Source organism: Arthrobacter sp. P1_B3 (assembly GCF_056406615.1).
In genome coordinates this window covers 60,439-84,970 of record NZ_JBFTZV010000008.1, presented here as the reverse complement: position 1 = coordinate 84,970, position 24,532 = coordinate 60,439, and the positions used below count along the sequence as shown (strand labels likewise).

Annotated in this window: 21 protein-coding genes; 5 read left to right on the top strand and 16 right to left on the bottom strand. The window is 67.3% G+C overall.

The features are described 5' to 3' along the window. Nucleotides 1–4 precede the first annotated feature (4 nt). Entirely contained in the window at nt 5–676 is a 672-nt protein-coding gene (locus AC1D2F_RS11550; protein WP_476966757.1) for a peptide deformylase, read from the top strand. On the opposite strand, the gene AC1D2F_RS11545 is transcribed toward AC1D2F_RS11550, so the two are convergent. Beyond that, complete coding sequence (locus AC1D2F_RS11545; RefSeq protein ID WP_476966756.1) at nt 673–2,739, bottom strand: S9 family peptidase; 2,067 nt, start codon at nt 2,737–2,739, stop codon at nt 673–675. The two genes, AC1D2F_RS11550 and AC1D2F_RS11545, sit on opposite strands and share 4 nt — an antisense overlap. A 179-nt stretch (nt 2,740–2,918) precedes the next feature. Here AC1D2F_RS11545 and AC1D2F_RS11540 point away from each other — a divergent pair, with 179 nt between their 5' ends. From AC1D2F_RS11540 to AC1D2F_RS11525, 4 genes are all read left to right on the top strand, one after another. After that, nucleotides 2,919–3,881 (top strand): putative RNA methyltransferase, encoded by a 963-nt coding sequence (locus tag AC1D2F_RS11540; RefSeq protein WP_476966755.1) that lies wholly within the window; start codon nt 2,919–2,921, stop codon nt 3,879–3,881. Nucleotides 3,882–4,111: 230 nt separating this feature from the next. After that, on the top strand, nt 4,112–4,573 hold the full coding sequence (locus AC1D2F_RS11535; RefSeq protein WP_090580549.1) for an NfeD family protein: 462 nt from the start codon (nt 4,112–4,114) through the stop codon (nt 4,571–4,573). A gap of 89 nt (nt 4,574–4,662) precedes the next feature. Then, complete coding sequence (locus AC1D2F_RS11530) at nt 4,663–5,619, top strand: SPFH domain-containing protein (protein ID WP_229996015.1); 957 nt, start codon at nt 4,663–4,665, stop codon at nt 5,617–5,619. A gap of 387 nt (nt 5,620–6,006) precedes the next feature. Further along, complete coding sequence (locus AC1D2F_RS11525; protein ID WP_026266329.1) at nt 6,007–6,354, top strand: RNA polymerase-binding protein RbpA; 348 nt, start codon at nt 6,007–6,009, stop codon at nt 6,352–6,354. A gap of 110 nt (nt 6,355–6,464) precedes the next feature. On the opposite strand, the gene AC1D2F_RS11520 is transcribed toward AC1D2F_RS11525, so the two are convergent. The 15 genes from AC1D2F_RS11520 to arc form a co-directional block, all read right to left on the bottom strand. Further along, complete coding sequence (locus AC1D2F_RS11520; protein ID WP_229996184.1) at nt 6,465–7,211, bottom strand: polyprenol monophosphomannose synthase; 747 nt, start codon at nt 7,209–7,211, stop codon at nt 6,465–6,467. Nucleotides 7,212–7,664: 453 nt separating this feature from the next. Further along, nucleotides 7,665–9,320 carry an amidohydrolase gene (locus AC1D2F_RS11515; protein WP_476966754.1) on the bottom strand — a complete coding sequence of 552 codons (1,656 nt, stop codon included), beginning with the start codon at nt 9,318–9,320 and terminating at the stop codon, nt 7,665–7,667. Nucleotides 9,321–9,425: 105 nt separating this feature from the next. Further along, nucleotides 9,426–12,374, bottom strand: a complete 2,949-nt coding sequence (locus AC1D2F_RS11510; protein ID WP_476966753.1) for a DEAD/DEAH box helicase — start codon at nt 12,372–12,374, stop codon at nt 9,426–9,428. A gap of 24 nt (nt 12,375–12,398) precedes the next feature. Beyond that, complete coding sequence (tatC, locus tag AC1D2F_RS11505) at nt 12,399–13,193, bottom strand: twin-arginine translocase subunit TatC (RefSeq protein WP_229994991.1); 795 nt, start codon at nt 13,191–13,193, stop codon at nt 12,399–12,401. A 48-nt stretch (nt 13,194–13,241) separates the two neighbouring features. Then, nucleotides 13,242–13,511: a Sec-independent protein translocase subunit TatA gene (gene tatA, locus AC1D2F_RS11500; protein ID WP_229994969.1), complete on the bottom strand. Its 270-nt coding sequence runs from the start codon at nt 13,509–13,511 to the stop codon at nt 13,242–13,244. A 35-nt stretch (nt 13,512–13,546) separates the two neighbouring features. Continuing rightward, a complete protein-coding gene (locus AC1D2F_RS11495) occupies nt 13,547–13,930 on the bottom strand; it encodes a hypothetical protein (RefSeq protein ID WP_476966752.1) in 384 nt (127 codons plus the stop codon). 5 nt (nt 13,931–13,935) lie between these two features. Beyond that, a complete protein-coding gene (locus tag AC1D2F_RS11490; RefSeq protein WP_476966751.1) occupies nt 13,936–15,975 on the bottom strand; it encodes a helix-turn-helix transcriptional regulator in 2,040 nt (679 codons plus the stop codon). A 257-nt stretch (nt 15,976–16,232) separates the two neighbouring features. After that, nucleotides 16,233–16,628, bottom strand: coding sequence for an FKBP-type peptidyl-prolyl cis-trans isomerase (locus AC1D2F_RS11485; RefSeq protein ID WP_229994972.1), 396 nt, complete (start codon nt 16,626–16,628; stop codon nt 16,233–16,235). Between the two features lie 49 nt (nt 16,629–16,677). Continuing rightward, nucleotides 16,678–17,613: an FKBP-type peptidyl-prolyl cis-trans isomerase gene (locus tag AC1D2F_RS11480; protein WP_229994973.1), complete on the bottom strand. Its 936-nt coding sequence runs from the start codon at nt 17,611–17,613 to the stop codon at nt 16,678–16,680. Nucleotides 17,614–17,725: 112 nt separating this feature from the next. After that, nucleotides 17,726–19,090 carry a Pup--protein ligase gene (pafA, locus tag AC1D2F_RS11475; protein ID WP_229994974.1) on the bottom strand — a complete coding sequence of 455 codons (1,365 nt, stop codon included), beginning with the start codon at nt 19,088–19,090 and terminating at the stop codon, nt 17,726–17,728. A gap of 1 nt (nt 19,091) precedes the next feature. Then, nucleotides 19,092–19,799: a proteasome subunit alpha gene (prcA, locus tag AC1D2F_RS11470; RefSeq protein ID WP_229994975.1), complete on the bottom strand. Its 708-nt coding sequence runs from the start codon at nt 19,797–19,799 to the stop codon at nt 19,092–19,094. A gap of 1 nt (nt 19,800) precedes the next feature. Then, nucleotides 19,801–20,631: a proteasome subunit beta gene (gene prcB / locus AC1D2F_RS11465; protein WP_229994976.1), complete on the bottom strand. Its 831-nt coding sequence runs from the start codon at nt 20,629–20,631 to the stop codon at nt 19,801–19,803. A gap of 86 nt (nt 20,632–20,717) precedes the next feature. Continuing rightward, nucleotides 20,718–20,921, bottom strand: a complete 204-nt coding sequence (locus tag AC1D2F_RS11460) for a ubiquitin-like protein Pup (RefSeq protein WP_090581157.1) — start codon at nt 20,919–20,921, stop codon at nt 20,718–20,720. 90 nt (nt 20,922–21,011) lie between these two features. Then, nucleotides 21,012–22,685: a depupylase/deamidase Dop gene (gene dop, locus AC1D2F_RS11455; protein ID WP_476966750.1), complete on the bottom strand. Its 1,674-nt coding sequence runs from the start codon at nt 22,683–22,685 to the stop codon at nt 21,012–21,014. Beyond that, nucleotides 22,682–24,493 carry a proteasome ATPase gene (arc, locus tag AC1D2F_RS11450; protein ID WP_229994977.1) on the bottom strand — a complete coding sequence of 604 codons (1,812 nt, stop codon included), beginning with the start codon at nt 24,491–24,493 and terminating at the stop codon, nt 22,682–22,684. Before arc ends, dop begins: the two co-directional genes overlap by 4 nt. Between the last annotated feature and the right edge of the window lie 39 nt (nt 24,494–24,532).

Here is a 24,532-nt window from a genome sequence, read left to right as displayed (position 1 = left end):
GGGCATGTCCTTTGACGCCAGGCCCACCGACTTCAGCGCCGCCCGGATCAGCGAGGCCGTCCAGGAGATCCTGAGTGCGGGTATCCTTCCGCCGATTGTCCAGGCAGGGCACCCGGTGCTCCGGCACGTGGCGGCACCCTTCGACGGCCAGTTGAGTGACGCCGAACTCGGCCACCTCATCGACCTCATGCGCAGCGTGATGCACAAGGCCCCGGGCGTCGGCCTGGCGGCACCGCAGCTGGGCATTCCGCTGCAGCTCGCCGTCCTGGAGGACCAGTTCACCGTCGATCCCGACGTCGCAGCCATCCGCGGGCGGGAACCGCTGCCGTTCTTTGCCATGCTGAACCCGAGCTATCGGGCCCTTGGCGACAAGTCCGTGGCGTTCTACGAAGGTTGCCTCTCCATCGGAGGCCTGCAGGCGGCGGTGTTGCGGCCGGAATCGGTCCAGCTCGATTTCGCGGCGCCGGACGGCACGCAACTGGAGCGGACTTTCACCGGCTGGCAAGCCCGGATTGTCCAGCATGAGACCGACCATCTGCACGGAGTGCTGTTCCTTGACCGGGCCGAGCTGCGCTCCATCAGCAACAACGCCGAATACTCGGCCCGCTGGGCCCAGCCAGACATCAGCCGTGCCCGGCAGGAACTCGGGTTCCTGCCGGACCCGGCGGAGGACTAAGGCAGAGGTGCCGGGTTCCCGGCAGATGGCAGGTAGCGGGCCCACCACTTCAGGATTTCATCGAACCTCTGCTTGCGGTGGTGCGGAGTCCCGGAGCGGGACAGCTCATGGTTCTCACCCGGGAAAACCAGGAATCCGGTCTCGACGCCCTGCTGCTTGAGGGCGGTGAAGTACCGCTGGCCCTGCTCCACGGGGCACCGGAGGTCCTCCTCACTGTGGATCACCAGCGACGGCGTCCGTACGTTCTCCACCCGGGCCATGGGACTCTGGGCCGCCATTTGCTCCGCCGAAGGGCCGGTGTATTCGCCGCCGAAGAACCAGCCGATGTCAGAAGAACCCGTAAAGCTCACCGGATCCAGGAAACCGCGCTCGACGATGGCCGCCCTGAAGCGGTGGTCGTGGCTGATGGTCCACGCCGTCAGGTAGCCGCCGTAGGAACCGCCCATGATGCCGACATTGGCGGCGTCCAGGTCCTCAAACTTCTCCACGGCCCCGTCCAGGAAGGCGAGGACGTCCTGCATGTCCACGGTTCCCATCCGCTCCTTGATGGAGCGTCCGTGCTCCTGGCCATAGCCAGCCGAGCCCCGCGGATTGCACATGAGTACGGCGTAACCGGCCCCGGCATAAACCTGGGCTTCGTCGAACAAGGCCACGCCGAACTGGGCAAAAGGACCGCCGTGGATGTTCAGCAGCACCGGGTGCGGGCCGGGGCCCGCCGGCTTCACGAGCCAGCCATGGACCGGGTACCCGTCGGTCGAGGGCAAAGTCAGTTCCTGCGGCTCGCTGATGCCCGCCACGCTGCGCAGAGGCGCGGAGAAATCCGTCAGGCGGTGCACGTGCCCGCTGTCGAGCACAGCGAGGTCCCCGGCCGTGGTTGCATCGCTGAAACTCACCACGAGCCGCCCCCCGCCGTCCGCGGCCCCGGTCACCACCCGGTTCCCCTCCAGCAGGACGGCGTGGCCTCCCGTCGCGACGAATTCGTGCAGCTCTACGGTTCCCCGCGCATTGTTCAGCACCAGGGCGCCCGCGGCCCCGCGCAGCTCGATCCGGCTGCCGCCGGACACGTCCAGGGTCTCGGCGTCGCTGAGCGCTGTGGCGTCTCCGCCGGCGGCCGGCATGGCATACAGGGCGGTGTTCCTGGCCACGAAGTCCCGGCCGGATGCGCCCAGGTCCTGGGCGAGGAAGAACAGCCACTTCCCGTCCGCGGACTGGCGCACGGCGCTGACGGTCTGCCGTCCGGTATTGGCCGGTGAGAGGGCTTGCGGCTGCCCTCCGGCGGCGGGAATCGCGTAGATTCCGCTGACGAGGTCGGTGTCCCGGCCCTCATGCAGGGCCGCGGTGAAGTAGATGGTGCCGCCGTCGGCGCTGAAGCTGGCGTCGTTGTGGTCCGCCGCCCCGGTGGTGAGCTGTCTGGCGGCCGGCAGCAGGCTGGCACCGGTTTCCGCGGGATCGGCCGCGGCGCCGAGGGCCTTGAGGGCGCGCCCGGCCGGGGCCACCTTCGGTTCGGCGTCAAGCTGCGGCACCTCGACAAGGAACAGCTGCAGGGGCTTGTCGGCCGTGTAGCCAAGACCGTTCATGCGGTACTGGTAATCGGTGATCAGCCGGGCGTCCTCGCTGCCGGCACCCACCCCGTCGATGTTGCCGTACCGGCCCTCATCAGGGGTCCTGGCACCGAAGACAATGCTGCGGGAATCGGGTGACCAGGCAAAGGAGCTGACCCCCAGCGGCGCTGCCGCTAACAGCTGGGGTTCGCCGCCGGCTGCTTCCACCACGTGGAGCTGCGGTTTTCCGCCGGCAGCCGCACGCAGGAACGCAAGGGCCTGGCCGTCCGGTGAAAAGTCCGGCGCGGTGTCCCGGAAGCCGCGGGTCAGGCGGCGCGGCCGTTGGCCGGGGTTTAGGTTTGGGATGTTCAGGTCCGGATCCAACGGGACGGTCCACAATTGGCCCACATAGGCATCGGCATCGAAGTCCGGCCGGATCACGGACACCACGGCGCGGGAGCCGTCAGGGTGCACGGCGGGGGCGGAGACGGAATTGAGCAGCGGTAGATGTTCAGATTTCACGCTTGCGAGCCTAACCCGCGGCGGGCGCGCTGTGAACTACCTCACGTCCTGCCGGTGCGCCGCGGACGCCACGGCCGTCCCATTCCCCGGCCGGCCGCCGTCGGCGGGAAAGCTCCAGCGTGACCTGCCCCGGCCCCCTGCCGCGAGGCGGGCCGGGGTTCCGCGCTTAGGATGAAGCTATGCCTCCCGCCCCCGATTTCCCCCTCTTGTGCCCGGTATGCCGGGACGCTCTCCGCTTCGGTGGCGGCGGTGCCCGCACCCTGGTGTGCGGCGCCGGCCACAGCTTTGATGCCGCCAGGCAGGGATACTTCAACTTCCTGGTCGGCAGGGGGACTGTTTTTGAAGCCGACAGCGCAGAGATGGTGGCGGCCCGCTTCGATTTCCTCTCGGCAGGGCACTACCGGCGGCTGGCCGATGCCATTGCCGATCTTGCCGCGCCGGCGCTCATGGAGGCCCCGGCCGGGCAGCCGGCGGTGCTGGACGCCGGAACGGGAACCGGGCACTACCTCAGGGCCGTGCTGGATCGTCTCGCCCGGGATCGCGCGGCACGGGATCTTGCATTAACGCCCGATCCCGCGGCGGACGGTGCTTCGGCGGACGGTGCTTCGGCGGACGGTGCTTCGGCCGATGGTGTCCTGGCCGCGGCCATCGGCCTGGACATTTCCAAGTTTGCATTGCGCCGGGCCGCCAGGATGAACCCGGAAGCCTTGAACGTGGTCGGGGACGTCTGGCAGCCGTTACCGCTCGCGGACAGCGCCGTCGACGTCGTCACCGTGGTCTTTGCGCCGCGCAACGCGCCTGAGTTCGCCCGGGTGCTCCGCCCCGGCGGCCGCCTGATCGTGGTCACACCACGGCCTGGACACCTGGAGGAGATTGCCGGCCTGACCGGGATGCTGGGGATCGAACCGGCCAAGGACGAACGGCTCACTGCTTCCCTGGGCAAGGATTTCGCGGCCGTCAGCGCCAGGGATCTGGACCTGGCGTTGACCCTGGCTCCGCGCGACGTCGCCAACCTTGCCTACATGGGTCCGGCAGGCCACCACCTGGACCGTGCCGCACTCGCGGCCCTCGAGGCCGGGCTTCCGGCGTGGACCGCTGTCTCGGCCCGCTTCCGGATCAGCGTTTTTGCACCCATCCGCTGACCGCTCCCGCCGCGACGCCGCGACGCGGCCTGCCTTCAAGCCGCCCTGAACCACTCCCGGGGGAATCGGGATGGGGAAATCGGGCAGGGAATCGACCCGCGAAATAACGACTTGGCCACTTTGTCCATGAATTCCCAACTCCCTGTCCCAGCTATTGCCCCGCCGCTTAGGATGGAAAGACAGTTACTGGGGAACTGTGCCTGCAGCTCCCGGAACTAAAGGGGGAATTGATGTCTGAATGGTTGATCGAGAATTGGTGGGCCCTGTGGCTCACGCTCTTTCTCCTGTTTGCCGTGGTCGAGATGATCACTCTGGACCTGTTCTTCATCATGCTAGGCGGCGGCGCCCTCGCCGGGCTCGTGGCGGACTTCGCCGGTGCGGATCCGTGGCTTCAGATCATCGCCTTCTGCGTTGTGTCCCTCCTCATGATTGGCTTCGTTCGGCCGGTGGCCCTCAAGCATCTGCACAGAGGCCCGGCGGATCAGCGCACCAACATCGAACGACTTATCGGCGAATCCGCCGTCGTCATGGAGGCCGTGAATGAAAGCGGCGGGCTCGTCAAGATTGGCGGGGACGTCTGGAGTGCACGGTCCGAATCGGGAGTGCTGGTGCCCGGACAGCAGGCTGTGGTCAGCGCCATCGACGGTGCCACCGCGATCGTGGCCCCGCAGCCGGAATCGGCAATCCAATAAGGGAGAGCAGTTCTGCGGGCAGTGGTGTCCGGAGGGCCTCGGAACTGCCGCAGCGAGACAAAACCAAACAACTGGGGAATAGGTGAAGTATGGATATCGCAGTCGCAATTGTGCTGCTGGTACTAATTGTGTTCGTAATTATTGTGCTGGTCCGGTCGGTTCGGATCATTCCACAGGCCCGGGCCGGCGTCGTTGAACGGCTGGGCAAATACCAACGCACCCTGAATCCCGGGCTTACCCTGCTGATCCCGTTTGTGGATCGCTTGCTGCCGTTGCTCGACCTGCGTGAGCAGGTGGTTTCCTTCCCGCCGCAGCCCGTCATCACCGAGGACAACCTGGTCGTTTCGATCGACACTGTGGTCTACTTCCAGGTCACTGACGCACGGGCCGCCACTTACGAGATCGCCAACTACATCCAGGCCGTGGAGCAGCTCACCACCACCACCCTGCGCAACGTGGTTGGCGGCCTCAACCTTGAGGAAGCGCTGACGTCGCGCGACCAGATCAACGGCCAGCTCCGTGGCGTCCTGGACGAGGCGACCGGACGCTGGGGCATCCGGGTCTCCCGTGTGGAGCTCAAGGCGATCGATCCGCCCCACTCGATCCAGGATTCGATGGAAAAGCAGATGCGGGCCGAACGTGACCGCCGCGCGGCCATTCTGACGGCAGAGGGCACCAAACAGTCCGCAATCCTCACCGCCGAGGGCCAGCGCCAGTCGTCCATCCTGAAGGCCGAAGGCGACGCCAAGGCCGCGATCCTGCGCGCTGACGGCGAGGCGCAGGCCATTCAGAAGGTCTTTGACGCGATCCACAAGGGCAACCCGGACCAGAAGCTGCTCGCCTACCAGTACCTCCAGACCCTCCCGAAGATAGCCGAGGGGAGCTCGAACAAGCTGTGGATCATTCCCAGCGAGGTAGGCGAGGCACTCAAGGGGATCGGGAACGTGCTGGGGGCAAACGCCGTGCAAGAGCAGGCGTCCCCGACGCCGGACGTTGTTCCGCCGTCAGCGCCGGCCGGTGCAGACGGCCAAGGGAGCCGGCCCTGAGCCCAAGTCCGCATTGGATCACTCGGACGCCGCCTGCGTAACTGCGCAGCCTGCGCGGTCCCGGCTGCGGGGGCCGGCCAATTCAACGACGGGCCGGTCGGGTGCAGCCTACGCAGTTCACCCCGCGGGGCTACTCGCTTTACCTCGCCCGCACCACTCCCGTATACTTGAATATTTGTCCGGTCAGTTCAGCCGTCCGGAACAAAAACGCTCCGCACAGCGTTGATTCCAATGACGTTCCAAGCAGTTTTTGTCCACTGGCAACTGTCATCTGGCCGGGCCAAACGGGCCAGGTACGGTACAGCGCGGTGCAACCAGAAGTCCGGCGCCTGACGGTCCCCGGACAACGCAGGGCTGGACCCTGCGAACCGAATAGAGGGAGAAAAGATGAGCGATCGCAGCCTGCGGGGTATGCGCCTTGGCGCACAGAGCATGGAGACCGAATCCGGCGTCGAACCGGCTCCGCGCCAGCGGGTTGAATACCGTTGCGAGGACGGCGAGCAGGTGTTCGTGACGTTCTCCTCGGAAGCCGAAATCCCCCCGGTCTGGGTTTCGAAGACGGGCAAGGAGGCCTTGCTGGTCGACGGCGAACGCCCCGTCAACAGCAACGAAAAGGCAGTTCGCACGCACTGGGACATGTTGCTGGAGCGCCGCTCGCTGCCCGAGCTGGAGCAGATCCTCGAAGACCGCCTCACGATCCTGCGCGAACGCCGGGGCGAACGCCGCTCGGCCTAGACCCCCAGCGCACCGGCTACGGCAAGGGCCGGGCCCGCATCACTCTGTTGATGCGGGCCCGGCCCTTTTTGGTCCGGATTGCCATCCGGGAACGGGAGCCGTCCGTGCTGCTAGGCGTTCTGCCGGCTGTCCTGCTTGCCCCGGAGCTTGTTCCAGCGGGCAGTGAGTCCCCACTTGGTGACGTTGATCATGGCTTCGACGACGATATTGCCGCTCATCTTCGAAGCGCCGAGCTCACGCTCAACGAAGGTGATGGGCCGTTCCACGATGGTCAGGCCGAGCTTGGCCACGCGCCAGGCCAGATCCACCTGGAAGCCGTAGCCGACCGAGTCCACTGCATCCAGGTTCAGCTTCTCGAGCGTCGTCCGGCGGAAGGCGCGGAAGCCGCCGGTGACGTCCTTGATCTTCACGCCCAGCATGATCCGGGCGTAGGTGCTGCCGACTCGGCTGATGGCCTGGCGGTAGAGCGGCCAGTTGACCACACTGCCCCCGGGAACCCAGCGTGAGCCCATGGCGAGGTCCGCGCCCTGCTCCACAGCTTCGATCAGCTGGGGCAGCTGCTCGGGCTGGTGCGAACCGTCGGCGTCCATCTCCACGAGGATGTCGTAGCCGGCCTCCAGGCCCCACTTGAAGCCCGCGATGTACGCGGCTCCCAGCCCCGCCTTTCCGGCGCGATGCAGGACGTGGACCTGGCCGTCGTCGGCCGCCAGACGGTCCGCCAGCTGCCCCGTGCCGTCGGGGCTGTTGTCGTCGACAACCAGCACGTCGGAAGCGGGCACGGCTGTGCGCAGGCGACCGAGGGTCTTGGGCAACGATTCCAGCTCGTTATAGGTCGGGATGATGGTGAGGACACGCACAGCGAGGCCTTTCCTTGAAGGGAGCGGTCGGTGCGCCGAACGTCATTCGTTCCGGATATTCAGGCGCAACTTCCCATTATAGGGAGTTGCGCGCCCGTCATGGGCCCGCGTGACCCCCCGGGCAGGTCCACCCGCTTCGGGCCAGTTCCGGCAGGCCTCGAATTGCGGCGCCGGAACCGTTTTCTGCTGCGAAGTAGACCCGCCCCGTGGGGTGCCCGGGGTCATGACCAGTAAAGCTCCCGCGGGTGCGGCAACCTGGGATGGACCGGGACTGACGGAGCCTGCGCCGTACGCAACCCTCCGTTGCCCCTCAATGCTACGGGGGCGGACCGATCTGTCAACCGAGCCGTGACCTGCCGTTATGTCCATCGCCCCAGTTCAGGGCAGGGTTACGGCCGTGAATGTTTCGGCTCCGCCGGCCGGATGACGGGCCGTGGATTGGGCGCCCAGGGCTCAGGCGCCGACGGCGCCGCTGGCATAGAGTTCCCGGCCGTCCCGTACCGTCAGCAGGCAGGCAGGATCGCTGCCGGTGTCCAGCGCCGGCAGGAGCGGTGTGCGGGCGCGCGGGTCGGTGCTCCAGGACTGCACCCGGCCGTCGGCAACCTGGACCATGAGTTCCTCGACCTCCCATACCGCGAAACTGGCCGGCGCCCCCGGCACCAGCTGCCCGGCCATGGGGTTGGGGTAGCGGGCGGCCCGCCAGCCGGCCCGTGTGTGGCCCAGGAACGCGGCGCGGGCGGAGATCTGTTCCGCAGGGTTGGTGTGCTGCAGGCACGCACGCACGCTGGACCACGGCCGCAGCGGCGTCACCGGGCTGTCGCTGCCGAAGCAGATCGGCACACCGGCCGCGTAGAGGCTTCCAAAGGCGTTCATTCCCAGCTGGCGGGAACCGAGCCGCTGCTGGTACAGGCCGTTCCCGCCACCCCACAGGGCGTCGAAGACCGGCTGCGCGCTGACGGTGACCGAATAGCGTGCCAGCCGGCTGATGGCCGCGGGATCCGCGAGCTCGACGTGCTCGAATCGGTGCCCCGCGGCGCGGACGCGCTGCTCCCCCACCTCGGCCGCGGCAAGGTCGAGGGCCTCCAAGGCAGCGTCCAGGCCCGCGTCGCCGATCACGTGGAAACCTGCCTGGATTCCCAGCAGCGAGCACGCCGCAAGGTGGGCGGCGGCCTCGGCCACGGAGAGGTACAGGTTGCCGCGCTCTCCTGGTGCGTCGGCGTAGTCCGCACGGAGGGAGGCGGTCCGTGAGCCGATCGAGCCGTCGATGTTGAGGTCGCCAGCCAGACCCAGAACGGATACGCCCAGGCCGTCAAGGATGGACTGGGCATGTTCCTGCGATGTGGCCAGTTCGCCCCAGTACGGCAGAATCTCGGGGACGGCGTCCGGGCCGTCATTCCAGGCCGTCGCCAGCTGCAGGTCCTCGATGCTCCCGATGTGGGGTGCAGCCATCTCCGCGAGGGCCACATAACCGTTGGCGGCGGCCTCGGCGAGGGCACGCCGCTGGTACGTGCGCAGGGTGTCTGCCGGCAGCTGGCGGGCTGCCAGGCGGGCGGCGGTGTGCGCCCCGCGTTTGACCTGGCTGCCGGCGGCGCCGTCGAGCCCGTCCAGGCCGGCCGACGCCGCCAGGGAGCTTGAAACCAGGGCCGAGTGGACATCCACGCGGGACAGGTAGACCTGGCGGCCGCCGGCCGCGCGTTCGATTTCGTCCCGGGTGGGCAGGGTGGGATCGGACCAAGTGCTCTCGTCCCAGCCGTGGCCCAGGACGGGGCCATCCGCGCTGGAAGCGGAGAGGGAGAAGGCGGCCACGGCGTCGAGCAGTTCAGTGGCCGAGCGCACGCCGGCCAGCTGCAGCCCAGCCAGGGCGATTCCGGTTTCCGTCACGTGGACGTGGGAGTCGACGAAGCCGGGGGCCAGCAGCGCGCCCTGCAGATCGATCACCTCCATGGAGGAGTCCGCGATGGACGTGGCGGCCTGCTCGGAACCGACCCAGGCGACAGTGTCGCCGTCGACCAGCACCGCGGTCGCAAAGGGATCGGCCGCAGTGTAGACGGAGCCGTTGCGGTACAGCGTGACTTTGCGGGAGGCGGGGGCGGCCGGCGAATCGGTCATGGGGCGGGAACTCCTTGTAACTGGTGGCCGGTCCAGCGCCGGCGGGTTCGAAAGTCGTGGGAGGCCCGGCAGGGGGCCAGGTAGCGGGCCGGCACGGCCCGCTCCCTACGCCACGGACGAATAGGCGACGACGCCGCGTTTGATGAGTTTGATGGCCTGCGCGCACAGCCGCGCAACCCGGGGGTCGAGGTTCGGGATGTCGGCCAGCTGGTCCAGGAGGTCAATCACCTGTTTGACCCAGCGGACAAAGTCGCCTGCAGCCAGGTCGGTGCCGCTCAGCACGTCCTGGAGGTGCCGGCCCTTGGCCCATTTGAAGATCGGCCAGACGAGGCCGAGTTCGGGCTCGCCGGTGAGAGGGAGCTTGTTGGCCTCCTCCACGTCCTCCAGCGCGGACCATTCCCGGACCACGGTGTCTACCGCGGATTCCAGGGACACGCTCGGCATCTTGGGCCGCAGGCCGCGGTCCTCGCGCTTGGCCTGGTAGACGAGCACACTGGCCAGGGCGGCGATCTCGGCGGCGTCGAGGTCGTTGAACGCGCCCATCCGCAGTGACTGCGAAATCAGCAGGTCCTTTTCGCCGTAGATCCGCCGCAGGCGTTGCCCGTCCGGGCTGATGGACAGCACACCGGTGTCCGAGGTCTCCAGGTAGCCGTAGCCCGTCAGGACGCCGCATACGCGGTCAAAGGTCTTCGCGATGGTGTTGGTCCGGCCCTGGATCTGGCGGATGAGCCCGTCCGTTTCCTGGCGGAGCTTCCACCAGCGTTCGGACCAGCGGGCATGGTCCTCGCGTTCGCTGCAGCCGTGGCACGGGTGGGCGCGGAGCTCCCGGCGCAACTCGGCGATCCGCTTCTCCTGGCTGGGCGCTGCGGAGGCCCGGCCGAAGTCGTCGTCGCGGCGCGGGGGCGCAGGCGGCCGGTGCTCGCGGATGGCGTTGCGCACCGAGGACGCCAAATCGCGGCGGGATTTGGGGACCTTGGCGTTGAAGGATTTGGGAATCCTGATCCGCGTGATCGGTGACAACGGACCTTCGACGTCGTGCAGGCCGATCCGGCGGAGCTGGTTGTCCAGAGTCATGACGGCGGGACGGGGCTCCCGGGATTCGTGGTCGGAGCTGAGCACCACCGCCAGTCCGGGCGACTTGCCGCCGGGGACATCCACCACGTCGCCCGGAAGCAGCCGGCTCAGGGAGTCCTCGGTGAGGGACTTTTTAGCCCGGGAGCTGCCCCTGGAGGCGGTGGTCTCGGCATCGCCCAGGGCCCGCCGCAACCGCGCGTATTCGGTGAAATCCCCAAGATGGCAGGTCATGGCCTTGCTGAACCCGGCGATGGACTCTTCCCGGCTCCGGACCTGCCGGGCCAGCCCAACGACGGAACGGTCCGCCTGAAACTGGGCAAAGGACGATTCGAGGATCTCCCGGGCGCGGGGCCGGCCGAACTGCGCCAGGAGGTTAATGGACATGTTGTACGTGGGCCGGAAACTGGAGTTCAGCGGGTAGGTCCGCCGTGAGGCGAGGCCGGCGACAGCCGCGGGATCCGTGCCGGGTTGCCACAGGACGACGGCGTGGCCCTCGACGTCGATGCCGCGGCGTCCGGCGCGGCCGGTCAGCTGGGTGTACTCCCCCGCAGTGATGTTGACATGCGCCTCGCCGTTGAACTTGTCCAGCTTTTCCAGCACCACGCAGCGGGCCGGCATATTGACGCCGAGGGCAAGCGTTTCGGTGGCGAAGACGGCCTTGACCAGCCCGTCGACGAACAGCTTCTCCACAACCTCCTTGAACGTCGGCAGCATGCCGGCGTGGTGCGCGGCGAGTCCGCGCAGCAGGCCGTCCCGCCAGCTCCAGAAGCCAAGCACATCGAGGTCGTCCGAGGGGATGTCCTGGGCGGCCTCGTCGACGCGCTKGGCGATGATCTGTTGTTCGCGCTCGGTGGTCAGCCAGAGTCCCGCCGCGACGCACTGGGCCACGGCGGCATCGCAGCCGGCCCGCGAGAAAATGAACGTGATGGCCGGCAGGAGGTCCTGCCGGTCCAGGCTGGCGATAACCTGCGGCCGGCTGGCCTTCCGCACCGGGCTGCGCTGGGCGCTCTGCGGTTCGTCCCGCTGGCGCTGGTTCCGCCGCTGGTTGCGGCCGCCATGGCCGAAGCGGCCACGGAAATTCATCTGGCTCTCGGCCCGTGCCATGGACAGCAGTTCCGGGTTGACCTCGAAACCGGCCCGCCCGGGCAGCTCTGCGGTGATGGCCGCGGAGCCAACGGCCGCAGGGACACTGCCTGCAGCGGCCCGGCCGGCAACTGCCTGACCGTCAGCTGCCTCGCTTCCCCCTGCCTCACCGGCTGGGGCGATCTCGTCAAAGGTTGTGTCGCCGGCAAACAGGTCCACGATCTTCCGGCCCACCATGACGTGCTGCCACAGGGGCACAGGGCGGTGTTCGGAGACGATCACGTCGGTCTGCCCGCGGACGGTGTCGAGCCATGCGCCGAACTCCTCGGCGTTGGAGACCGTGGCGCTCAGCGATGCCACCTGGACCTCGCTGGGCAGGTGGATGATCACTTCCTCCCACACCGCCCCGCGGAAGCGGTCAGCGAGGTAGTGGACTTCGTCCATGACCACGAAGCCGAGGTCATCGAGGGTGTCGGAGTCCGCGTAGAGCATATTGCGAAGCACTTCGGTGGTCATCACCACCACGGGGGCGTCCCCGTTGATGCTGGTATCGCCGGTGAGCAGGCCCACCTGGGCGGCGCCGTACTTGGCGGCCAGCTCGGCGTACTTCTGGTTGCTCAGGGCCTTGATGGGCGTGGTGTAGAACGCTTTGAGACCGCGCTGGAGGGCCAGATAGATGGCGAACTCCCCCACGATGGTTTTCCCGGCGCCGGTGGGGGCGGCCACCAGCACGCCCCGGCCCGCCTGCAGGGACAGGCATGCTTCGCGCTGGAAGTCATCGAGTTCGAATTCGAGCGAGCGGATGAAGCCGCCCAGATAGGTTTTGGCTTCGGCGGCCCGCTCGACGCTGGCGCGGTAACGTTCGGACGGCGATTCCGGCCCGGGGTGTGACGACATGCTTCCAGCCTAGTGCGCGAAGGGCTAGAGGTTCTCCAGCTCGGAGCTGGGGGTGGCCTGGTCGGCCGTGGCTTCGGTCTCGGCCGCATGCTTGACGGCGCGTCGCTCGCGCCGGCGGTCGTTGAGCAGGCAGAGCCCGATCGCGGCGAAGAACAGCGCCAGCATGGGTCCGGCCAGGTAGAACATGCTCATGGCGTCGGCGCCGGGGGCGGCCATCGCGGCGAACAGGCAGACCAGGAACACCGTGATCCGCCAGCTCTTGACCAGCTGCTGGCCCTTGATGAGGCCGGCCAGGTTCAGCCCGAACAGGACCACCGGCAGGAGGAAGGCGATGCCGAAGGCGAGCAGCAGCCGCAGCACAAAGGACAGGTACACCTGGGCGCTGATGAAGTTGGAGCCGCCCGACGGCGTGAAATCGGTCAGGACGCGCACGGCGTTGGGCAGCACAAGCCAGGCCAGCAGGACGCCGCCGACGAACAGCGGCACGGCCGCGGCCACGAAGGACAGGGCCAAGCGGCGTTCCTTCTTGTGCAGCCCGGGCACAATGAAGGCCCACAGCTGGTAGAGCCAGACGGGGCTGGCGATGATCAGGCCCAGGAACACGGACACCTGGATCATGAGGTCGAACGAGCTCGCGACGCCGTCAAAGTTCAGGGTGGCCTGACGGCCCTCGTGCTCGTTCAGGTCGCGGATCGGCTTGATCAGCGCCGTCAGCATTGGCTGGTAGACAAGGAAACCCACTACCGTCCCAAGGACGACGGCGATTGCCGCCTTAAAGAGCCGGTTGCGCAGCTCTTTCAGGTGGTCGAGGAGCGCCATCCTCCCCTCGGGGTTCGATCGACGGCTCATGGTCAATGCCATACGGACTTAGGCGCGGGTCGACGGCGGAACGTCGGTTCCGTCGCCCGTGCGGCTTTCCGGTGCGCCGGCCTGCGGGTGGTTGATAACCCTGCCTTCGACCGGCTCTGAGCCATCCTTGGCGTCGGAGGCGCCGTCCTTCTTCATTTCCCGGACTTCCGACTTGAAAATGCGCATCGACTGGCCCAGGCTGCGGGCCATGCCCGGCAGCTTCGGCGCAGCGAAAAGCACCAATGCCAGAACGATGATGATGATGAGATGCCAGCCTTCAAGCCTCATGGGGGGAGGTCCTTTCGTTTGAATACATCCTATGACTAACGCGTTTCGATGTCGCTCAGCGCCTGTGGTTGCCCGCGGTCCTTCTTGCGCTGGATGCGGCGCAGCCGGCGGGCGTTCTGCCGGGCGGACTTGGATGCGTGGTAATCATGTCGCATCCGGGCAGGCGAGGCAAAAACGGCGTCGCCGGGAACCGGCCGGGGGCCTGCGTCCGTGCCGTCCGGGGCACCGGCGTCGGCCGTTGCGGACCCGGCCTCGGGGGCCGAAGGTGAGGGCAGGCGGGAAAAACGTTCGGCGGCTTCACCCAATTCCTCAAGCGTGGTCATGGCTTGCCGGTACAGCCGCACGCCGAGCACGCCGAAGAAGAGCAGCGACAGCGCGACGAGCGCTATCCAAATCAGGATCCAGGACCACCAAGGCATGCTTATCAGTCTATCGGGCGATCCGACGAGGCTTCGTATTGCGCCAGGGCAGCGGCGAGCCATTCCCTGGACGCGTTCGCGAGGGCGTCTGGCTGCAGGATCCGCACCATTCCGCCGTGCTGGGCTACGAACATTGGCAGCCAGTCCGTACTGCCGAACCGGATTTCGGCGAGCATGCCGCCGCCGGGCAGCGCCGCGGTCCTCTCGGCGTAGTAGTCGTCTGCGAGACCAGTGCCACGGGGCGCAAGTTCCACCACCACCACCGTGTCGTCGTCGTTCGGGGTGAACAGTTTCACCGGAAAGCTGTCCGCCGGTTTCGCCGTCGCGGCCGCCGGCCGGCCGTTGGGCTCAAGGGCTTCGATCCTGTCCAGCCGGAAGTTGCGCAGGCCCTGGGCAGAGTGGCAGTACGCCTCGAGGTACCACGTGTTGTCCAGTGAATAGAGCCGCAAGGGGTCCACGTCGCGGTCGGACACGGCGTCGCGCTGCGGCGAGAAGTACCTCAAGTGCAGCTGCGCCCCGGACCTGATGGCCGTACGGGCGGTTTCGAGGGTGGCAGAGTTGCCGGGGGCCACCTCGGGGCCGGACAGCGCAGCCGCCTTCACCCCCTCCTCCCCCGCAGCGGCCATGAGTTTGAGCGTCACCGATTCCAGTGCGCCGCCTTCGGCGATCTCGGGCAGGCCGTTGAGGGTTTCCAGGCCGGTCAAGAGGGCGCAGGCCTCGTCCACGGTGAAACGTACGGGGCGGGTCAGGTCCAGGTCCTGGGTGATGAAAACGTGATCATCGTCCCACTGGATGTCCAGCAGATCGTCGGGGTAGCCTTCCGGCAGGCCTGAGCAGATCAGGATCCGCAGGTCGTCCTCGAGCGCCTTGCGGGTGATCCCAAACCTGGCCGCGACCTCGCTGATATGCAGTCCCTGGTTGTGGACAAGGAAGGGGACGAGCTGCAGCATCCGCTTGAGCTGGTCCTCCGAGGTGCGCTTGCGGGTGCGCCCGGCGCGGCCGGCTTCAGGGAAGGCCACGTCCGGAACGGGCCTGGCGGCGAAGGCGGCGGCTCCGGTGAGGCGGCGGCGGACGGCGCCGGCGAGTTCGGGAGGTGAAATCACGGTGACCCGGGGACCATAGGAGGCCAGCTCCTCGCCCAGCGTCTCGGCATCGCGGAAGGGCACCGTGAGCCGGTCCCTCCCGGCCGCGGGCAGCCGGGCCCCGGACTCCAGATCCAGGGCCCCGGGTTCCGGAGCTGGCTCCGAAACCGGCTGGGCGCGTTTGCGGAGCCCCAGGAGCCGTCCCTGCTCGACATCGACGACGGCGCTCTGTACCGGCAGCTCGGCCAGGGCAGCCAGTTCGGCGCGGACATTGAATGCGGCGGGAGGCGTGAAGCCCTTTTTCTCCAGCACGGTCACGGCGGACGTCAGGCGGGACAACCGGAAGAACCGTTTGTCCCCCCGGCCGCGGTCCTGGCCCACGAGGTACCACTGGCCAAAGCGGCTGCCCAGGCCCCAGGGCTCCACCAAGCGTTCCTGCTCCTGGCCCGTGCTGCCGGCGAGGTAGCTGAACCTGACCGGGTGCTGGGCATGCATCGCGGCGACCAGGTCTTCAAAGGCCTGGCCGGCGGGCCGGATGCGCGGCTGGACGCCGGTGGGAAGTTCGGCGTCGACGAGGCCGCCGGCGGCCTGCAGCTTGCGGACCGCGTCCACGGCGGCCGAGCCGAGGGCGGCATGCTCCCAGAGCTGCGCTGCGAGGATCAGGACAGTGCATTCCTCGGGGCTGAGGCTGACGTCGGGCAGCCGGTTCGATTCCTTGCCGATCCGGTAGCGGGTGGTTGCCGGGTCGTCGGAGCCCCACCCCGTGTCCGTCACGGTTTCGACGTCAAAGCCAAACTGGCGCAACTCGCCTTTGTCGCGTTCGAACATGCGGCCGAAGGCGACGTCACTGCTCGTGGTGTCGTGGTACACCTTTTCGCGCAGCTCACCGCGGCGCAGGCCGTACTTGGTGTTGAGCAGGGCAATGAGCAGGTTCAGGAGACGTTCTGTACGTGAGGCGGACACCACGCAAGGGTACTAAAGCCGGTCCCCGAAAATAACGAAAGCGCGGCAACAGCCGGAAGAACTTTTCCGATTGTTACCGCGCTTTGCGCATGTCAGCAGCATATTCCCTGCTGGTACCACCGGCCGATGGGCCCACGCCCGCAGGGTTCCCTGTCCAGGGAACCGGTGCGGACTTGCGAGGATAGGGGGCGGGTGGGTGGGCCCACGCCCGCAGGGTTCCCTGTCCGAGCTTGCGAGGATTAGGGGGCCGGTGGGGATTAGCGGACGGCGACGAGGTCCACGACGAAGATCAGGGCCTCGTTGGGGCCGATCGCCCCGCCGGCGCCACGGGAGCCGTAGGCAAGCTCGGACGGGATCTCGAGGCGGCGGCGGCCGCCGACCTTCATGCCCAGCAGGCCCTGGTCCCAGCCCTGGATGACCTGGCCGACGCCGACCCGGAAGTCCAGCGGCGCGCCGCGGCCCCAGGAGGCGTCAAATTCTTCACCGGTGGACCAGGCGACGCCCACGTAGTGGGTGGAAACGGTGTCGCCGGGCTTGGCCTCGGCGCCGTCCCCTTCGATCAGGTCGGTGATGACCAGTTCGGTGGGGACGTCCCCTTGGGGGAAGTCAATTTCCGGCTTCTCGCGGTCGAGGTTGCGCTGTCCAAATGACATGGTTACTCCTTTGACGTGACGTGTATTGACGTGTGGTGGATGCGGTGGATTATTTGACGCCGAGGATGTCGACGACGAAGACGAGGTCGCCCTTCGCGTCGCCTTGGCCCTGATCACCGTAGGCTAGGTCCTTCGGGACCACCAAAAGGACGCGGGAGCCGACCGTCTTGCCGGTCAGGCCCTGGGTCCAGCCCTTGATGACACCGGTCAGCGGGAAGGTGGCCTTTTTGCCACTTTCAAAGCTGGAGTCGAAGACCTTGCCGGTGGCGAGGGCCACGCCGACGTAGTTGACGGTGATCGTGTCGGTCTCCTTGAGGGCCTGGCCCTTGCCGGTGATGAGGTCCTGGGAGACCAGCTCGGTCGGAGCCTTGACGCCGGTGACCGAGATCTCCGGGATGCCCTTGTCGTTTTCCTTGACGGTCGGCAGGCCGGCCGGCGGGGTGACGGCGTCGCCCTCAGGCTTGTCCAGGACCGGCGGAGCATCCTTGGCGGAGAGGACCTTGACGATCAGGAGCTGCGTCGGCTTGGCCTCGGTCCCCTCGGCGGCGGCCTGGCCGGGAACGGCCAGGGCGATGTGGGAGCCAACCTTGGCGCCCACGAACGCGTTGTAGATCACGGGGCTGCTGGTCTTGAGCTCGTCGTTCAGCTCCAGCGGCTCGGGATCGTTCGGGAACGTGTCTTCGAGGGTGGCACCGTCGGTGCCGTTGAAGGCAACGATCGAAATGTCCGCGATCTGGTTGGCCTTGACCCGGTCGCCGCCGCCCTCGGTGACCACCTTGACAGTGGGTTCCTTGACGTCGAGCGGCTTGGTGAACTCGACACCGGGGGCCTTCTTGTCACCGTTCTCGGTCAGTTTGACCGAGTCCAGCTTGGCGGTCTCACCCGCGGACTGGCTGGTGGGTTCCGGAGCCGGAGGCGCTTCGCTGCCGCCGCAGGCGGTCAGCAGCAGCAGTCCGGGAAGAAGAATTGCTAGTAGTCGGCGCACTTGGAAACTTTCGTCGAGGCAAGGTGGACTCAGTGCCGTTCGGTTTCCCGCGGCAAAGAAAGCAGCGGCCGCAAGGCGGCCCTACCCCCAGAATAACGTGCCAAGCTGGGTATCAGCCCATCGAGTCCAGCAGCGCATCCACCCGGTCGTCCACGCTGCGGAACGGATCCTTGCACAGGATGGTCTGGTGGGCGCGGTCGTTCAGCTTCAGATGGACCCAGTCCACCGTGTAGTCGCGTCCGAGCTCCTGGGCGCGCCGGACGAAGTCGCCGCGGAGTTTGGCACGCGTGGTCTGCGGCGGGGCATCCACAGCATCCTTGACCGCGGTGTCGTCCACCACCCGGCGCACGGCCCCGCGGGCCTGGAGCAGGTAGAAGAGGCCGCGGCCGCGGGAAATGTCATGGTAGGTCAGGTCCAGCTGCGCAATCCGGGGCGCGTCAAGCCCCAGCCCGTGCCGTTCCCGGTAGTTGTCCATGAGCTTCTTCTTGATGGCCCAGTCCACTTCAGTATCGATCGTGCTCGTGTCGCCGCTTTCGATGGCGTCCAAGGTGCGCTCCCAGAGGTCCAGGATCATCGGCACGTGTGCGTTGTGCGCACCGTGCTCGGCCACGAACGCGGTTACCTTGCCCAGGTACTCGCGCTGGATTTCCAGCGCCGTGAGCTGCCGGCCGTTGGCGAGCCGCACCAGTGCCCGGCCGCTCAGGTCGTGGGAAATTTCCCGGATGCTGCGGATGGGGTTCTCCATCCTCATGTCGCGCATGATCACCCCGGCCTCGATCATCCGCAGGATCAGGTCCACCGTGCCGATCTTGAGCAGCGCCGTCGTTTCGGACATGTTGGAGTCGCCCACGATCACGTGCAGGCGCCGGTAGAACTCGGCGTCCGCGTGCGGCTCGTCCCGGGTGTTGATGATGGGCCTGGAGCGGGTGGTGGCGGAGGAGACGCCCTCCCAGATGTGGTCGGCCCGCTGGGAGAACGCGAAGGTGGCCCCGTGCGGGGTCTTGAGGATCTTGCCGGCCCCGGCGATCAGCTGGCGCGTCACGAGGAACGGGATGAGGATCTCCGCGAGCCGGGAAAATTCCCCGCGGCGCGGGATCAGGTAGTTTTCGTGGCTGCCGTAGGAGTTCCCGGCCGAGTCCGTGTTGTTCTTGAACAGGTACACGGTCCCGTTGAACCCCTCCGCTGCCAGCCGTTCCTGGGCTTCGTCCACGAGGTCGCACAGAATCAGCTCCCCGGCGCGGTCATGGGCGATCAGCTGGGCGAGGTCGTCGCACTCGGCCGTGGCGTACTCCGGATGGGAGCCGACGTCCAGGTAGAGGCGTGAGCCGTTGGTCAGGAAGACGTTGGAAGACCGTCCCCAGCTGACCACCTTGCGGAAGAGGTAGCGGGCCACTTCCTCCGGCGCCAGCGGCCGGGACTCCGGGCTTGAATAGGAAATTCCGAATTCGGTTTCGATGCCGAATATGCGCTTGTCCATCTCACTTCTCCTCAGCCAGCAATGCCACGATGTCCGGGTCCTCGAGCCGGCGGAACGCCCGGCGGGTGCCGCGGCCGCTTTCCGACCCCCGGTCCAGTACCGCAACTTCCAGTGCGGATACCGGCAGGGTGGTGGTTTCCTTGTCTGCCACGAGTCCTGCGAGGGCCAGCCGGATGGCTCCCGCGAAGTCGAGTTCGCCCTGCCAGCCCGCCGCGACAGCTTCGGAAACCTTGTCCGCCTGCCCGCCCATCACGATGAAGCCGTGCTCATCGGCAATGGACCCGTCAAAGGTCAGACGGTACAGATGGTCCGCCTCCTGGGTTTGAGCGACTTCGGCCACGGCCAGTTCCACCTCGAAAGGTTTCTGTTCTGCCGTAAACACCGCGCCGAGGCTCTGCGCGTACACGCTCGCGAGGCCGCGGGCCGTGACGTCCTCGCGGTCGTAGGAGTAGCCGCGGACATCCGCGTACCGCACCCCGGCTTGGCGCAGGCTCTCGAATTCGTTGTACTTCCCGACCGCCGCAAACGCGATTTTGTCGTAGATCTCGCCGATCTTGTGCAGTGACGGGGACGGGTTCTCCGCCACGAGGGCAATCCCGTCCTGGCAACTGATGACAACCACCGAGCGTCCGCGGGCGATGCCCTTCCGTGCGAAATCCGCACGGTCCTTCATGAGCTGTTCGGGGGATACGTAGAACTGCTGGGTCATCTCAGGCCTCCCGCTGGGCGACGGTCCGGGACTCGATGACGCGAACCGCCACGGCGGCGAGATCGCGGTCCGGGACCCGGACGGCGCCGGTTCGGTTCACGATGTACACCACTGGCCACAATTGCCGGACCGGGTCCGGGCCGCCCGTGGCGGAGTCGTCGTCGGCGGCGTCGTACAGAGCCTCGACGGCGACCGCCACAGCATCCTGCTCCGAGAGGCCGGGCCGCCACAGTTTTTTCAGCGCGCCGCGGGCGAACATCGAACCGGATCCCACCGCATGGTGCTCCTGCTCCTCATAGCGGCCGCCCGTGACGTCGTAGGAGAAGAGCCGGCCGAAGCCTGCGGGCCGGTCGAATCCCGCGAACAAGGGAACGACGGCGAGGCCCTGCATGGCCATGGGCAGGTTGCCGCGCACCATGGCGCCGAGCCGGTTCGCCTTGCCGTCCAGGCTGAGGAGCGTGCCCTCGATTTTCTCGTAGTGTTCGAGTTCAACCTGGAACAGCCGGGTGATGTCCAATGCGATTCCGGCGGTTCCGGCGATGCCCAGCACGGAGTACTGGTCGGCGGGGAAGACCTTCTCAATGTGCCGGCTCGCGATCACGTTGCCCATGGTGGCGCGGCGGTCCCCGGCCATCAACACTCCCCCGGCGTAGGTCATCGCCACGATCGTGGTCCCGTGCGGGGCCTGCAGCGGTGCCGCCGAATGGGCCGCGGGCAGCTGGTTGAAAGGCACTTGGCCGAAGGGCATTAAGTCGGGCCGTTCGCGCTGCAGATGCTCGGTGAATGAGGACGTCGCGTTGGCTGCTACTCGGTTGGCTGTTGTTTCCTGCACTAACGCTCTCCCTCAACGTGGTGGATCAACGACTCTTCCGGCCCTTAGCCCCTCCCGCCGCCCTCATCCGGCGGCCGGCGGCGCTCCTACTGGCCGCCCTTTTGGACGAAGGCGCGGACGAATTCCTCGGCGTTGGACTCCAGCACGCCGTCGATCTCGTCGAGGAGATCGTCGACGCCCTGGGTGGCTGCCGACGCCTGGGCGTCCCCTGGGGCCGGCGGCGCGGCGGGGACGTCCTCGTCAACCTCGGTGTCCCGCGACTGCGGCTGCTGCTGCTCCTGGCCTGCCATTGTTCTCTCCTTCATGTCCGTCCCTTTTCTCCTAAGGGACATCCTGTAGCAATAGTGCCACGCCCGGGGCGCCCGCGGGGGGCTTTGTTCCTAGGAACCGGGGCTGAGTCCCAGCAGTTCCGCCAGGAACGTTGCGGCCTCCCGGTGCCGGGCAAACAGGCCGCCTGTGAGAGCTTCGGTTCCGCGCAGCGGCTCGCGGGTAGGGACCCGCTGGAGCCTGCCGCGGCCGGGGACATCGAAGATCACCGAGTCCCAGCTGGCCCCCGCGAGGTCTGCGCCGAACCGGCTGACGCAGCGTCCGCGGAAGTACGCCCGCGTGTCCGACGGCGGTTCGGTTACCGCGCGGGCGATCGCGGCGTCGTCCACGATCCGCTGCATCCGGTCGCGGGCCAGGAGCCGGTAGTACAGCCCTTTTTCGGGGCGGATGTCGGCCCACTGCAGGTCCACGAGGCCCAGCCGCGCGCTGTCCCAGCCCAGGCCGTCCCGCTGCCGGTAGCCCTCCAGCAGGGACAGCTTGGCGAGCCACTCCACCGAGGACGCGGCCGCCGCCCGGTCGCCGCCGAGTTCGCTCAACGTGGCGGACCACCGTTCCAGGACCTCGTGGGTGTGGCCGTCACCGTCCACCGCGTCCGCGACGCCGGTGTCCTGCGCATGCTTCGAAGCGGCCTCCAAGTAGATCCACTGCAGGTCCAGGGCGGTGATCCGTCGGCCGTCGCCCAGGCGCAGCAGCGCGGTGAGCGAGGTGTCGTGGCTGACGGCCTGCAGCGCGGCGACGGGCTCGTGGATTTCAATCCGCGGCGCCAGCCCGGCTTCGATCAGGCTCAGGACCATGGCGGTGGTGCCGAACTTGAGGAAGTTGGACGCCTGGCTGAGGTTGGCGTCGCCAATGATGACATGCAGCCTGCGGTATTTGTCCGCCGTGGCGTGGGGCTCGTCCCGAGTGTTGATGATGGGGCGGCGGATGGTGGTTTCCAGGCCCACTTCGGTTTCGAAGAAGTCAGCGCGCTGGCTGATCTGGTAGCCGGACCGGGCGCTGTCCTGCCCGAGGCCCACCCGTCCGGCACCGCAAATGATCTGCCGGGTGACGAAAAACGGCGTGAGGCCGCGCACGATCTCGCCGAACGGCACCGAGCGGGGCATCAGGTAGTTCTCGTGCGAGCCGTAGGAGACGGACTTGTTGTCTGTGTTGTTCTTGTACAGATTGACCGGCGGCAGGTCGGGATCGGCGGCGAGGCGCCGGACGGCGGCCAACGCCACGAGGTCGCCGGCGGCGTCCCACGTCACGGCGGCGCGGGGGTTGGTCACCTCGGGGCTGGAATACTCCGGATGGGCGTGGTCCACGTACAGCCGTGCGCCGTTGCCCAGGACCATGTTCATGAGCAGCGTGCCGGACTCGTCCTCGCCGTCTGCCTCGAGTTCCTGCCGGCCGTATGCGAGAGCGATCGCCTCGGCGTCGAGGACAGGAGGCTGGTCGGTCAGCTGTTCCGGATCCGCGCTGCCGCGCTCGAGGGTCCAGCCGCGGGCGTCGTGCAGCGGCTCCTCATCGGTGTAGTCCCACCGCGTTTCGGCGCCGCCGGCGGCGCGCTGCCGCGTTACCTGGGCGTATGCCTGGATGACCCGGGCTGACATCATCGTGGCGTTGGCTCCGGGGGCCGAGGGCGCGTGGATGCCGTATTCGGTCTCCGAGCCCATCACCCTCATCGCCCCGCCGACCGGCAGCCCGCCCGCAGTGTCGGCAGGCCTGCCGGGGACAACAGCCGTCACAGGTACTGCCCTGTGCTGGGCATCGTCTCGATGGACTTCCCGGGCTCTTGGCCGGCCTTGCCCTGGACGATGGTGCGGATATACGTGATGCGCTCGCCCTTCTTGCCGGAGATCCGTGCCCAGTCGTCCGGGTTGGTGGTGTTGGGCATGTCCTCGTGTTCACGGAACTCGTCCACGACCGCCCGGAGCAGGTGGTCGATCCGCAGGCCCTTCTGCCCGATGGTCAACAGGTCCTTGATGGCGTACTTCTTGGCCCGGTCCACGACGTTCTGCACCACGGCGCCGGAATTGAAGTCCTTGAAGTAGAGCATTTCGGTGTCGCCATTGGCGTACGTGACCTCGAGATATTCGTTGGACTTCTCGGTGGAGTACATCGCCTCGACGGTCCGCTGCACCATGGCGTCCACAGTCGCCTGCACGTCGCCGTTGTGCTCGGCGAGGTCGGTCTCGTGGAAAGGCAGGTCCGTGGTGATGTACTTGTTGAAGATGTCGGCCGCGGCCTCGGCGTCGGGCCGCTGGATCTTGACCTTGACGTCCAGGCGGCCCGGGCGCAGGATCGCCGGATCGATCATGTCTTCCCGGTTGGAGGCGCCGATCACGATCACGTTGTCCAGCCGTTCGACGCCGTCGATCTCGCTGAGGAGCTGCGGGACGATGGTCGTTTCGACGTCGGAGGAAATGCCCGTGCCGCGGGTGCGGAACAGGGAATCCATTTCGTCGAAGAACACCACCACCGGGCTGCCTTCGGAGGCCTTCTCCCGGGCGCGCGCGAAGATCAGGCGGATGTGCCGTTCGGTCTCGCCGACGTACTTGTCGAGCAGCTCGGGTCCCTTGATGTTCAGGAAATAGCTCTTCATGTCCGTCTTGCCGGCGCGCTCGGCGGCGCGCGCGGCCAACGAGTTGGCCACGGCTTTAGCGATCAGGGTCTTGCCGCAGCCGGGCGGGCCGTACAGCAGGATGCCTTTGGGCGCCTTCAGCCCGTGCTCCCGGTACAGGTCCGGATGCAGGAACGGCAGTTCGACGGCGTCGCGGATCTGTTCGATCTGCGGACCCAGGCCGCCGATGTCCTGGTAGGTGATGTCCGGGACTTCCTCGAGCACGAGGTTCTCCACCTCAGAACGCGGGATTTTTTCCAGCGCGTAACCGGTGCGTGAATCGATCGACAGTGCGTCGCCGACCCGGAGCCGCTGGGCGAGCAGGGCACCGGAGAGCCGGATGACCCGCTCCTCGTCGGCGCGGCCCACTACCAGGGCGCGGTCCGGCCCCAGCATTTCCTTCAGCGTGACAAGGTCACCGGCCCGTTCGTAGCCTAGCCCGGCGACCACCATGAGGGCTTCGTTAAGCAGGACTTCCTGCCCGACGGCCAGTTGGCTGATGTTGACCAGCGGGCTGATCCCCACCCGCATCTTGCGGCCGGCGTTGAAGATATCCACGGATTCTTCCGTGGCCGCCTGGCCGCTGTTCCCGGCCGTCGGCTGTCGCTTCGGGTTGAGTTGGAGGATTGTGCCGAAGCTGTACGGCGGCTGTCCCTCCTGGTCGAGGGCGTTCTTCAGCCGCAGGATCTCGGCCTTGGCCGTTTCCAGCATGCTGACCAGCTTGGAGTTGTTCTGCGTGGCGGCAGCAAGCTGACGGTCAATGTGGCGGAGCTTGTCCCGGAGGATGTTGACCTGCCGCTCTGCGACTGACAGTTCACTGGCGGCGTACCGTTCACCCTCGCCGGCTGCGGGCCGGGCCGCGTCCGTGCGTGCGGCAGCATCCGCTGCGCCCTCGGCCGGTGTGCGGCCCGGGTCAGTATTCGGAGTCTCCATCGTGCATCAGCCCCTTCCTGCTCTTCTGTTAAGACCATA

What these genes read in the sequence shown, in the direction of transcription:
- pafA (WP_229994974.1), bottom strand. Translation starts at nt 19,090, where the DNA reads ATGGACAAGCGCATATTCGGCATCGAAACCGAATTCGGAATTTCCTAT.
- prcA (WP_229994975.1), bottom strand. Translation starts at nt 19,799, where the DNA reads ATGACCCAGCAGTTCTACGTATCCCCCGAACAGCTCATGAAGGACCGT.
- AC1D2F_RS11495 (WP_476966752.1), bottom strand. Translation starts at nt 13,930, where the DNA reads ATGCCTTGGTGGTCCTGGATCCTGATTTGGATAGCGCTCGTCGCGCTG.
- AC1D2F_RS11525 (WP_026266329.1), top strand. Translation starts at nt 6,007, where the DNA reads ATGAGCGATCGCAGCCTGCGGGGTATGCGCCTTGGCGCACAGAGCATG.
- AC1D2F_RS11530 (WP_229996015.1), top strand. Translation starts at nt 4,663, where the DNA reads ATGGATATCGCAGTCGCAATTGTGCTGCTGGTACTAATTGTGTTCGTA.
- AC1D2F_RS11550 (WP_476966757.1), top strand. Translation starts at nt 5, where the DNA reads ATGTCCTTTGACGCCAGGCCCACCGACTTCAGCGCCGCCCGGATCAGC.
- AC1D2F_RS11485 (WP_229994972.1), bottom strand. Translation starts at nt 16,628, where the DNA reads ATGTCATTTGGACAGCGCAACCTCGACCGCGAGAAGCCGGAAATTGAC.
- tatA (WP_229994969.1), bottom strand. Translation starts at nt 13,511, where the DNA reads ATGAGGCTTGAAGGCTGGCATCTCATCATCATCATCGTTCTGGCATTG.
- tatC (WP_229994991.1), bottom strand. Translation starts at nt 13,193, where the DNA reads ATGGCGCTCCTCGACCACCTGAAAGAGCTGCGCAACCGGCTCTTTAAG.
- AC1D2F_RS11540 (WP_476966755.1), top strand. Translation starts at nt 2,919, where the DNA reads ATGCCTCCCGCCCCCGATTTCCCCCTCTTGTGCCCGGTATGCCGGGAC.
- AC1D2F_RS11535 (WP_090580549.1), top strand. Translation starts at nt 4,112, where the DNA reads ATGTCTGAATGGTTGATCGAGAATTGGTGGGCCCTGTGGCTCACGCTC.
- AC1D2F_RS11460 (WP_090581157.1), bottom strand. Translation starts at nt 20,921, where the DNA reads ATGGCAGGCCAGGAGCAGCAGCAGCCGCAGTCGCGGGACACCGAGGTT.
- arc (WP_229994977.1), bottom strand. Translation starts at nt 24,493, where the DNA reads ATGGAGACTCCGAATACTGACCCGGGCCGCACACCGGCCGAGGGCGCA.
- AC1D2F_RS11515 (WP_476966754.1), bottom strand. Translation starts at nt 9,320, where the DNA reads ATGACCGATTCGCCGGCCGCCCCCGCCTCCCGCAAAGTCACGCTGTAC.